Source organism: Helicobacter suis (assembly GCF_902196125.1).
Taxonomy (GTDB): Bacteria; Campylobacterota; Campylobacteria; order Campylobacterales; family Helicobacteraceae; genus Helicobacter; species Helicobacter suis_B.
Genome location: NZ_CABIKG010000002.1, coordinates 125,617 through 135,729, shown reverse-complemented (window position 1 = coordinate 135,729; position 10,113 = coordinate 125,617). Strand labels below are relative to the sequence as shown.

Annotated in this window: 11 protein-coding genes; 6 read left to right on the top strand and 5 right to left on the bottom strand. The window is 40.0% G+C overall.

All coding sequences use genetic code 11. The annotated features are described in order from the left end of the window. On the top strand, positions 1–1,323 hold a 1,323-nt coding region (locus tag G6Q00_RS01450), incomplete at its 5' end, for a hypothetical protein (RefSeq protein ID WP_163531689.1). Between the two features lie 264 nt (positions 1,324–1,587). Here the strand turns inward: G6Q00_RS01450 and G6Q00_RS08415 are convergent. The 5 genes from G6Q00_RS08415 to G6Q00_RS01425 are packed head-to-tail and all read right to left on the bottom strand — an operon-like array spanning position 1,588 to position 4,901. Continuing rightward, positions 1,588–2,358 carry a DpnII family type II restriction endonuclease gene (locus tag G6Q00_RS08415; RefSeq protein ID WP_205426440.1) on the bottom strand — a complete coding sequence of 257 codons (771 nt, stop codon included), beginning with the start codon at positions 2,356–2,358 and terminating at the stop codon, positions 1,588–1,590. Positions 2,359–2,395: 37 nt separating this feature from the next. Beyond that, on the bottom strand, positions 2,396–2,776 hold the full coding sequence (locus tag G6Q00_RS01440; RefSeq protein WP_163531688.1) for a hypothetical protein: 381 nt from the start codon (positions 2,774–2,776) through the stop codon (positions 2,396–2,398). Beyond that, on the bottom strand, positions 2,776–3,051 hold the full coding sequence (locus tag G6Q00_RS01435) for an AtpZ/AtpI family protein (protein WP_163531687.1): 276 nt from the start codon (positions 3,049–3,051) through the stop codon (positions 2,776–2,778). The genes G6Q00_RS01440 and G6Q00_RS01435 overlap by 1 nt, the downstream gene beginning before the upstream one ends. Beyond that, the gene (gene hemL, locus G6Q00_RS01430; RefSeq protein ID WP_205426439.1) at positions 3,029–4,342 is read right to left on the bottom strand and encodes a glutamate-1-semialdehyde 2,1-aminomutase; all 1,314 of its coding nucleotides are present in this window, start codon (positions 4,340–4,342) and stop codon (positions 3,029–3,031) included. The genes G6Q00_RS01435 and hemL overlap by 23 nt, the downstream gene beginning before the upstream one ends. A 4-nt stretch (positions 4,343–4,346) precedes the next feature. Next, positions 4,347–4,901, bottom strand: a complete 555-nt coding sequence (locus G6Q00_RS01425) for a YceI family protein (protein ID WP_205426438.1) — start codon at positions 4,899–4,901, stop codon at positions 4,347–4,349. Positions 4,902–5,013: 112 nt separating this feature from the next. Here G6Q00_RS01425 and tlyA point away from each other — a divergent pair, with 112 nt between their 5' ends. The 5 genes from tlyA to G6Q00_RS01400 all read left to right on the top strand — a co-directional run bounded on the left by tlyA (position 5,014) and on the right by G6Q00_RS01400 (position 10,070). Beyond that, entirely contained in the window at positions 5,014–5,754 is a 741-nt protein-coding gene (gene tlyA, locus G6Q00_RS01420) for a 23S rRNA (cytidine-2'-O)-methyltransferase TlyA (protein WP_163531686.1), read from the top strand. 299 nt (positions 5,755–6,053) lie between these two features. Then, a complete protein-coding gene (locus tag G6Q00_RS01415; RefSeq protein ID WP_163498688.1) occupies positions 6,054–6,578 on the top strand; it encodes a DUF2603 domain-containing protein in 525 nt (174 codons plus the stop codon). Position 6,579: 1 nt separating this feature from the next. Further along, on the top strand, positions 6,580–7,947 hold the full coding sequence (gene hemN, locus G6Q00_RS01410; RefSeq protein WP_205426437.1) for an oxygen-independent coproporphyrinogen III oxidase: 1,368 nt from the start codon (positions 6,580–6,582) through the stop codon (positions 7,945–7,947). Next, positions 7,892–9,286 (top strand): (Fe-S)-binding protein, encoded by a 1,395-nt coding sequence (locus tag G6Q00_RS01405; protein WP_240330914.1) that lies wholly within the window; start codon positions 7,892–7,894, stop codon positions 9,284–9,286. The genes hemN and G6Q00_RS01405 overlap by 56 nt, the downstream gene beginning before the upstream one ends. A gap of 52 nt (positions 9,287–9,338) precedes the next feature. Next, positions 9,339–10,070, top strand: coding sequence for an outer membrane protein (locus G6Q00_RS01400; protein ID WP_163531685.1), 732 nt, complete (start codon positions 9,339–9,341; stop codon positions 10,068–10,070). The last annotated feature ends 43 nt before the right edge of the window (positions 10,071–10,113 follow it).

The following is a 10,113-nucleotide window of genomic DNA, read 5'->3' as shown; positions in this document are numbered from 1 at the left end:
AAGAGATTACGCTTTGCTAAGCGCACAGATTGCAAAGAATTTTTCCACGATTTGAGAGAAGAATTTAGTTATCATGTCAACGCATATTTGCAAACCCCTGAGCACCTATACATCAACCAACCAAACCTAAAAATTTTAGACAATCTAAAAGAGCGTTTGCGCACCATCAGAGATGAGGAAAAACAAGCAGAAAAAGATTTTTCTAGCCAGCAAGAACACTACAACCAGCAAACTAAAAAGCTACTAGACATGGGTTATCAAGCTATAAAGCGCCAACACACAAGGCATCCAGAACAAAAAGAAGCTCTCAAGGCTTGGCAAGACTACACAGATGTGCTCTTTGAAAAACAAACCAGAGGCTTTACACTTTTGCAAAAAAAGCAGGCTATCTATGAGCAATACCAACACTTAGACAAACGCTACTTAGACAAAAAGACTTTGATGCATATCTCTGAGCTCAAAAGTCAAATAGAAATGCAGCGCACCACCCAAGAGAGAAACTTCATCAATCCTAACTTTTTAGATCACATCGCCCAAGCTCTCAAGCATCAAAAACCCACGCTAAAAAATCTCAAGCGCCACTTTGAAAAACTCAAGACTTTAGAGCACATTATCCCCCAGCTCAAAGAGGCCAGCTCCAGTGCTAAAGACAAACAACTAGCCATTATCCATAGCAACCAACAAGCACTGCTCAATATTGCCAATGAACGCCTAGCTTTTTTAGTGCAACGCTTCAATGCTCTCCAACAAGAAAAAGAAGATTTGGATCGTATCTGGAATGAATGGGCACAACAGCTCAAACAAGCCACAACTAAAAAAGAACAAGAAAACCTGTTACTTAACCAAGACTTGATCAAATGCAATCAGTCTCTGGCACGCACAAGCAAAAGCTTATTCTACATTGCCAGAGAAATCTTAAGTGCCAATCGCTTTTTAAACCACCATGCTAAAGATTTGCCACTCATCTTGTTAGATGCCAAACAACTCTTGCAAAAACTCAAAACAGAACGAAAAGAGCAAGAAGTTTTTGAGATCAATAGCACTCCTAAGCAAAACACTATGCTTAAACACCCACAAGAACAAACACAGAATGCTAACAACCAGCCACCAGCTCAAGAGGCGACTACGCTACAAGGATTAGCTACCACAAAGAACTCTCAAGAGCTGACAATGCAGATGTTGCACACGATGATGCAGATGACGCAAGAACAACAAAGAACAATCCAAACAATGGCTCAAGATATAGCAGAGCTCAGGCAACAACAGCAACACACCCAACATCAAGAGCTCCAAGACCAATCAGAACCAGAATTGAAACCATAGCAACTACCTGAACCTAGTGAAGTCTCAGTTACAAGAAAGGGCAAGGGTCGCTAAACTAGGGGACAAAAGTTAAATTTTGTGTTATACTTAGCCGTGATTTTAGTTTGAGACTTAGAGGTGGCCGAGAAGTTCCATTCTTATGGGAATTATATTTTTTCTTGAGATTAAAAGGGGGGTCGGCAAAGACACAATCAATGCTATTGTTAGGAATCTTTTTAAATAGTTCTAAACAATCTCCATGCAAGATTTGATTTAAAGGCAACCTCATTTAAAGTTCTCTTGCACGAACACTTTAAAGCGTTCTAACTCGTCTGCTCTAAAGGTAAAAACTTCTTGGTAAGCTTCTACCATGCGTTTTAGATCCTGCTTTCTGACATACCAACCAATGCCATCTATAAAACCTACAAACTTAGCCTTAGGATAATATTTTCTAATAAGATGCGAGATGGCTAGCTCTGTTTTTGCCTTATCACCTTGTCCACTACTTGTGGTACTTAAAAATGAGGATTCAATGATAATTTGTGGGTTTTCTTTATTAGGGATTATAAAATCCATGGTACGTTTTTTAAGTCCTTCATGTGCGCTTAAAAGGGGCAAATCCCCGCTTTCAAAAGAGATTTTACAGGCCTTTAAAATTTCTTTAATCGCCATTTCAGGATTATCAGCCATAGAGCCACTATAAGAGCCTTTTTGTCTGTAACGGATTAGAGTATCTAGCATAGCATGGGGTTCAAAGTTTATTTTGAGTAAGTTAAGCTTGTTAGGTTCAAAAAGGGGCAGGGTTTTAGCTAGAAAGGGGTTAGAAGAGCCTTTGAAGAATAGATTAATAAGTCCACGGGCAAAGCCCTTATTATCTCTAATGAGATTTTTTATCTTGATATTACCCCACTCTTTAATCTCTCCTTCATTTTTTGCATCTTCCCACTCCTCTAGCAATAAAAGCTTAGATAATTCTCTATCTTTTGCGATCCTTGCTATTGTGAGAATGCGCTTATAAAACAAATTTCTCTCTATCACAATTTGGTACTTATCCATTCTCACCCTTAAATCTTGCATATTTATAGGCGCAATATTAAGATTTGGCACGCAAAACTTGCAAGATCAACACCCCCACTAAACAACTCCCTAGCCCTAAAAGATAGGGTTTGGGCATGAAAACATGGGTGTGTAAGAGATAAAAGAGAATAAAGAGAAATAGCGCATATGCTCCCAGTTTTAAAAACCCAAAAGAAGTCTTTAACCCTAAAATAAAGGCTGAAAACTTGGGAGGAATTTCAGATGCATTTTTTAACCTAGTTTCAAGTTGTCTATAGCCGGCTAGCAAAACACCTAAAAAACCTAAAAAGCTAGCCTCAAAATTAATAGCCCCGCTCATTCCCCATTTTAAAGCTATTAGAGTTGTTAGTAAGGCGTTATAAAGTAAAAGTAACAGAGCACATTTAAAAGAACACATTAGACTTTATGCTGTTGGTATTTTGGATCGCTAGCTAAACTATCTAGCTCTGCTTTGGCTTGTTTATAGGCTCTATACACATTTAAAATAGCCCCGCCCACTCCCCAAAAAACCCCTAACCAAAAGAGCCAAGAGATTTTAGTAAGCCTAACAAGAGCATAGCCAATACCAACCCCTAGTAAAAGCGCAACCACAATAGAAATACCCAAACTCAAAGCATTTGCCCCCTCTACAACGGGTTTAAATTTAGGATCAGACTTTATGGGCGATTTCATAAAAACTCTCCTGAGCTCTGCTTAGACATGCTTCTAAAATAGAAGAGTCCATAGGCGTACAAATAAAGCTAGTTTCAAAGGCTGAGGCGGGTAAATACACCCCTTTTTCTAACATCTTTTGGTGGAAGGTAGCGTATAGGGCGGTATTTGATTGTTGGGCGTCTTCAAAGTTTTGCACCTCTTTATCTGTAAAGAAAAACCCAAACATGCTCCCTCTGACACATGTCTGCAAGGCTAAATCACAAGAGGCCGCAGCTGCTTTAAGCCCCTGAGTAAACTGTGTGGCAAGTGCTTCTAAGCGAGAATAAAGTTTAAGATCATGCTGGATTTTTTCTAAGGCCATAATACCGGCTGCTACGGCTACTGGATTACCACTAAGCGTACCCGCCTGATAAACCCCCCCAATGGGAGCTAGCATGTCCATGATTTCTGCGCGCCCTCCAAAGCAAGCCAGAGGCAAGCCCCCCCCAATGACCTTACCAAAGGTTACTAGATCGGGTATAAGGTGGTGATAACTTTGTGATCCGCTAGCAGATGCCCTAAAACCACTCATCACCTCATCAAAAATTAGCACCGCCCCCTTAGCTTGGCAAAGATGCTGTAATTCTTGTAAAAATTCTAACTTAGCTGGCACTAACCCCATATTACCCGCAATGGGTTCAATGATGACACAGCCAATATCTCCTTCTTCAAAACAAGCTTTAAGAGAGGCCACATCGTTATAGCGAGCCACTAAAGTGTGTTTACTAAAATCCTCTGGTACTCCCAAAGAAGATGGATGGCCAAAAGTAGCACAGCCACTTCCTGCGCTTACTAGCAAGCTATCACTATGGCCGTGATAGCACCCCTCAAATTTAAGAATATCATCTTTACCGCTAAAGGCTCTAGCTAGGCGGATAGCACTCATTGTAGCTTCTGTACCACTACTTACTAAGCGCACTTTTTCCACACCCTCATAACTCAACACGATTTTTTTAGCTAAAGTGGTTTCTAATTCGGTGGGTGCGCCAAAACTTAGGCCTCTTTGTAAAGTAGTGATAACTTGTGCCTGAATATCAGAATCAGCATGCCCAAAGAGCAAAGGACCCCAGCTTTGTACAAAATCTACATAGGTGTTTCCATCTACATCAAAGAGTGCATACCCTTTGCCCTTAAAAATAAAGGGGGGAGTCCCCCCCACACTTTTAAAAGCCCGTACAGGCGAATTAACCCCCCCCACAATCACTTGTTTAGCCTCATTAAAATCGTTGATACTGTGTAAGAGCGGGTGTTCCAACTCTTTTTTTGCCATTGTGTTACTCTTTAAGAGCGGCTTTGAAAGTGATCTCTACTTGAGACCATGTGAGTTTTTCATGCTGGGCATGGCACTGCGCGGCTAATTTAGCAAACTCATTTTGTAAGCCAAATTCTAAAATATCTAATACACCGGTAGCTACCAGTTCTTTATTGACAATGTGATAACTCATGGGTACTTTTACACTTTTGCCATTCATGCGCACGCTAGCTAAAATACTGCCCTGCCCATCACCTGCTACCACATTTCTAAAAATGACTTTCAGAGTTTTATCTTTGAATAGATCAAAAAATGCCTCTTTAACATTTTTAGTTTTAACCGGATCGTTTAAATTGACATGGGAAACATCAATCGTAGCGCTTGCCTTATCTAGCATGTGCGCAATGCTAGAAGTGTCCTTACCAAAGCGGTAAGCTACATGATCAAAACTCCCATTTACCCCTACCTTTTTGGCAGTCTTAAAAGCTGTAAATCCCATGCTAACCTTAGTGGTATCAATGCTAGTTGCATGGACTAGCCCACATGCTAATAAGACGCCTAATGCCATTTTTTTCACAATAACTCCTTATAATCTAGTCGTATTATCATAACATGAAAACAAGTTTTTTGTATTAGCTTGGTTTTGACAACACCTAGGGGTTTATGCAAATGTACAATATCAGGTTTAAATGCGTTTAGATCAATATTTGGTTGAAAAAGGGCTGGTTAAGAGCCGGACATGTGCTAAAGCATTAATTTTAGAGGGGAAGGTTAGCACTAATGGCCATGTTCTTAATAAGCCTAGTTTAGAAGTTAAAGGAGAGTTATTAGAAAGTTTAGAGCAAAATCTCACTCTTATACCTAGGCGTTTTATTAGCCGTGCAGGCCAAAAGCTTTGGCATTATTTAGAAAAATACCCCATTGATTGCTATAACAAAGTTATCTTAGATGTGGGTTCTAGCACGGGCGGGTTTGCACAAGTGCTTTTAGAAAAAGGGGCAATGCGGGTTGTGTGTATAGATGTGGGCAAAGACCAGTTAGATCCAATTCTTAGAACCCACCCCCAAATTGAGTTACACGAAAAGTGTGATATCCGCCATTTTAAAACCAGTACAACCCACGATTTATTAACCTGTGATGTGAGTTTTATTTCTTTGCATTTGCTTTTAAAAACTCTTCTACCCTTAAGCCGGCGCTATCTCTTGCTTTTTAAACCCCAATTTGAAGTGGGGCGTTTTGTTAAGCGCAATAAAAAAGGGGTGGTTATGGATTTAAACGCTACAAGGCAGTGTTTAGAAAACTTTATAAGAGAAGTACAAGCCTATGGTTTAAAAGTGGTGCGGATAGAAGAATCAAGCCTTAAGGGTAAAGAGGGCAATGTGGAGTTTTTTATTGATCTACATAGGGGCTTATCACTTTCACTTCCCTAAACCTCTCTTTTACCCTCACCAGGCACACTTTGCCACACTTGCCACACAATCTATTAAAGAGTTTGTAGTCTAATCCTGTGTGTACTTGAAATAGTGCTCTTTGGTCTTTTTAGAGTATTGGATATGGGTTTGAATCTTTCTAGTATAAGGCATTGAGTTCCTCTGTATCTCTCTGTATGTATTCCTTAGTGAGACCAAGATGTTTGATCAGAAGTTTTGATCAAGAAAAGTTGATCAAAAAGTTACATTTCGCTAAGAATGGTTAAAATATGTTAGAATAGGCAAAAAGAGAGGTGTATATGCAAAGTTCACGATCTGGCAAAAGCAGAGGCAATAAAGCCCATTTAAACGAACCAGCGGATATGCAAGAAATTTATCAAAGTTTAGAATCAGGAAAAAATAGGGTTCAGGCTAAATTGCTTTCACCTAAACAAATGCTTTTAGAATTAGAGGAGGGGGATTTTAACACCAAAGAAGCATGGTTTGTCAAAGACGATCAAGATCAAAAGTATGTTGTGATTCCAGAATCCTTACTCCAATACATCGTACGGATGATTCAAAAAGCCTATGAGGATAAAGTTATCGTAGAGTTAGAACGAGACATGGCCACACTCACCCCTATAGACTTTGCAGATGCGATGGCGGTGGTCTTTAAAAAATTGGAGGCTATGCGTGGAAGCGATGGGAGTTTGCCTAAAATCAGTTCTTTAGACCTTGTCAAGCAAGTTAAAAGACAGCACCCTAATCTTTTCTTTAATCTTCCAGAGTTTTTGGAGAGCAAAAGACAAGAGCTAGATTTGGATAACTTGCAAATCCCTTTTTAGTATGCAGACTCTAGACTTCCAAAAATTTGCCTCCTATTCTAAACCCGGACCCAGATACACCAGCTACCCAACCGCTGTAGAATTTGGCCCCCATTTTCAAGAAATAGATTTGATCCAAGCCTTTAAAAGAAGCGATCCTAAAATCCCTTTATCTTTATATTTCCATTTGCCTTTTTGTAAGAGTGCTTGTTATTTTTGCGCCTGTAGTGTGATCTACACCAGTAGCCAAGCCAAAAAAGAGCGCTACATCACCTATTTACAAAAAGAGTTAGATTTATTAAAACAGTATTTAGACACAAAAAGAGAGGTGGTGCAACTGCACTTTGGCGGGGGGACTCCCACTTTTTTTAATGCTACACAATTAGAGATCATCATTAAAAGTATTTATAGCCTCTTTTCTCGTTTTTCTTCTCAGGCTGAGCTAAGCTGTGAGATCGATCCTAGACACTTTACCTTTGAACAGATGCAGGTACTTAAAAATCAAGGGTTTAATCGCTTGAGTTTTGGTATCCAAGATTTTGATCCGGTGGTACAAAGGGCAGTTAATCGCTTACAAAGCTTTGAGTTAGTACAAGAAAAAGTGGAGTGGGCTAGGGATTGTGCTATCCATTCTATTAATTTTGATCTCATCTATGGCTTGCCTTTCCAAAGCCCTCAGAGTTTTGAGCAAACCCTTTTAAAGGTGCTTAAGCTTGATCCTGATCGCCTCGCGGTGTTTAATTACGCCCATGTCCCTTGGATTAAGCACACCATGAGAATTAATCCTCAAACCTTGCCTTCGCCGGAGCAAAAATTGCAACTCTTGCAGTTTTTAATCGCCTTTTTAAAAGATCATGGCTATGAGATGATTGGAATGGATCATTTTGCTAAAAAAGACAATGAGCTTTATCAAGCCTTGCAAAATAAAGAGCTAAGGCGCAATTTTCAAGGCTATACCACCCAGAGATTTTCTCAGACAATAGGGGTAGGGGTTACTAGTATTGGCGAGGGGCTAGATTATTACACCCAGAATTTTAAAGACTTAAAGCGCTATGAGCAAGCCATAGATAGCGGGCATTTGCCGGTAGAGAGGGGAATAGTTCTTAGTTTTGAAGATCGCTTGCGTAAAGAGGTGATCATGCATTTGATGAATAATTTAGAAATTGATTTTGCAAGCATTGAAAGAGCATTTAACATTGATTTTAAAGTACATTTTAAAGAAGCGCTAGAGATGCTTAAGCCTTATGAACAAGAAGGGCTACTCACTCTAAGTAATAAGGGGCTTAAAACCAGCGCCACAGGGGCTATGTTGGTGCGCAATATCGCTATGGCCTTTGATAGCTACTATAAAACCCACCAAGGAGAGAAGCGTTTTAGCCAAACCCTCTAATAGCTTTAATGCCCTTTGGCAGGAGTTAGAAAGCAGTACAAATGCCTGTGTTAAATGCGCTAAATGCATACCAACTTGTACGATTTATCGTATCCATAAAGATGAGATCACCTCCCCGCGCGGGTTTTTAGACTTAATAACACAGGTTAAACAAGAGAGCCTAGAGCTAGACAACTCGCTTAAAAAAATCTTTGAAACCTGCTTTTTATGCACCACCTGCGTACAAGTCTGCCCCTTACATTTGCCCATAGATGCCATGATAGAGAGAATCCGCCACATGAGTACACAACAACACGGTATTAGCTGGCATAAGAAGTTTTATTTTTATCTGCTAAAACACCCTAAGCTTATGGATATTGTTTTTTCTCTCTGTGATGTGCTTGCACCCTGCGTATTTAAAAAAGAGGGGGATAAACTCAAATGGCGCTTTAAAGGTTCTAAAGCTTGGCAAAAACGGGTGATCTTTCCCTTTTCTAAAAAAAGCTTTTTACAAACCTACAAAGGTCTCATCACCCCTCAAGACCCTTTAGATAAAAGCGCCCCCCTTAGAAAAGTGGGTATTTTTATCGGTTGTTTGAGTAATTACAATTATATAGAGGTGGGTAAAAGCCTACTTTCTTTACTAGATAAACTTAATATCAGCGCTTTAATCCCTGAACAGTTTTGTTGTGGAGCGCCGGCATATTTTACAGGGGATTTAGACACGGCCTATTTTTTAGCACAAAAGAATATAGATTCACTTTTTGCCATTTCTTCTGAAGTGGAGGCGATTTTAGTTCCAGAGGCTACTTGTATAGGCATGCTTAAAAAAGATTATTTACATATCTTAGAAAGTCTAAGCGATACAACAGAACGCACACTTTGGCTAGAAAAATTTAAAGTTATAGAGGATAAATTACAATTAGCCTCTGCTTTCTTAGCTAACTCTACCCCGCTTAAAAATTATTTGCAAGAACGCCCACAAATTCCCCTCACTCTAACCTATCACGATCCTTGCCATGCTAAAAAAGTTTTAGGGGTCTTTAAAGAACCCCGCGCGTTGTTGCAGATCAACCACTCTTTAATTGAAATGCAAGAGAGCGATCGTTGTTGCGGGTTTGGGGGAGTGAGCATGCAAAGCGAACATTATGACTTGGTTTTAAAAGCAGGAGCGCCTAAGGCTTTAGATATTGCTAATACTAAGGCGCAGGTGGTGAGTGCGGAGTGTTCGGCCTGTAGAATGCAGATTAATAACTCTTTAGCCCAGATTAAATCGCCTATACAATTTTTACACCCTATAGAGCTTTTAGACCATGCACTCACAGATCGCAATTTTTCTTTTTTTAAAAACAAATCTTAAAAAAATTATGCTAGAATATCGTCAAAATACTTAATATAAAGAAGAGGATGACATGAAGAGAAAATTTTATGCCTTTTTATCAAGTGCCATGGTACTTGGCGTAACAGGCCTGCAAGCCGAAAGGAATGCGTGGTATGTGGGAGCAAGTTACGAAGTAGGGCAGGTTGGAGAAACAGTAAGAAACCCCAAACCGGGAGAGGGTGATTGTCCGGCAGGGGGAGCGAACGGTTGTAATTTTAGCAGGCTACCTTCTGGTCATTATAGCCTTTTAGCTGTAATGCAAGGACTTGGTATTAGTGTGGGGTATAAACAGTTCTTTGGTAAAAAGAAATGGTTTGGTCTGCGCTACTATGGCTTTATGGATTATGGGCACTCTGTTTTTGGGGCTAATGAGCTAGTACCCGGCAAAGGCACTTTTGCTAATCTCTCTGATATGTTCACCTATGGCGGTGGCATTGATACACTCTATGATGTGATCAATAAAAACGATGTAACCTTTGGGTTCTTTTTAGGGGCAGCCATTGCGGGTAACTCTTGGGGTAACACCACAGGCGGACCGCTTCTTGCTATTGCTTATCCAGCCAATTCTGAACAAGCCCTAGACCCCGCTATTTTCCAATTTCTCTTTAATCTAGGTATGCGCACCACGATTGGCAAACACCAAGAATTTGACTTTGGGATTAAAATCCCCACCATTAACGATTATTACTTCAACAAAAAAGGTCTCTCTTTTACCTACCGCAGACAATATAGCTTGTATGTAGGGTATCGATACAACTTCTAAATGTTAAAATGCCCCTAAAGCGGGGGCTTTCTTAGCGGGGGCT

Bases quoted from the DNA above. Each gene is read 5' to 3' on its own strand.
- G6Q00_RS08415 (WP_205426440.1), bottom strand. From the start codon at position 2,358: ATGGATAAGTACCAAATTGTGATAGAGAGAAATTTGTTTTATAAGCGC.
- G6Q00_RS01440 (WP_163531688.1), bottom strand. From the start codon at position 2,776: ATGTGTTCTTTTAAATGTGCTCTGTTACTTTTACTTTATAACGCCTTA.
- G6Q00_RS01435 (WP_163531687.1), bottom strand. From the start codon at position 3,051: ATGAAATCGCCCATAAAGTCTGATCCTAAATTTAAACCCGTTGTAGAG.
- hemL (WP_205426439.1), bottom strand. From the start codon at position 4,342: ATGGCAAAAAAAGAGTTGGAACACCCGCTCTTACACAGTATCAACGAT.
- tlyA (WP_163531686.1), top strand. From the start codon at position 5,014: ATGCGTTTAGATCAATATTTGGTTGAAAAAGGGCTGGTTAAGAGCCGG.
- G6Q00_RS01415 (WP_163498688.1), top strand. From the start codon at position 6,054: ATGCAAAGTTCACGATCTGGCAAAAGCAGAGGCAATAAAGCCCATTTA.
- hemN (WP_205426437.1), top strand. From the start codon at position 6,580: ATGCAGACTCTAGACTTCCAAAAATTTGCCTCCTATTCTAAACCCGGA.
- G6Q00_RS01400 (WP_163531685.1), top strand. From the start codon at position 9,339: ATGAAGAGAAAATTTTATGCCTTTTTATCAAGTGCCATGGTACTTGGC.